The 303-nt window shown below is 42.6% G+C and carries 1 protein-coding gene; it reads right to left on the reverse strand.

The window, feature by feature from the left end; genetic code table 11:
* Position 1: 1 nt before the first annotated feature.
* On the reverse strand, positions 2-303 hold a 302-nt coding region (locus B5P40_RS33065; protein WP_181462988.1), incomplete at its 5' end, for a ribonuclease H family protein.

Consider the following 303-nt stretch of genomic DNA (forward strand, 5'->3'; position numbering starts at 1 on the left):
TCTATCTCTCAGAACCGCATCCAGATCCCTTTACGCCATTATCAATGTCTGATTTTGATAATGCAGCCCCCCATCGAGTCATCATATCAGCCCAGACATTCATGTCTCCTGGTATATGTTCGATGTTGAATCTAAATGAGCTGAGATCCATACCCCATCTTTCCAAACGTTCCCCAGCTTGCTTCGTGCACTTTTCAGGATTATACATGGAAGCCAAATTCCTATGATCCGGAAAAAGCAGAAAGGGTTTAGAAGATTGAACTAAATAGTCCAATTTCCTAACTGTGTCCCAGATAGCGAATG

Source organism: Bacillus sp. SRB_8, assembly GCF_003264205.1.
In the GTDB taxonomy this organism is placed as follows: domain Bacteria; phylum Bacillota; class Bacilli; order Bacillales; family Bacillaceae_G; genus Bacillus_A; species Bacillus_A mycoides.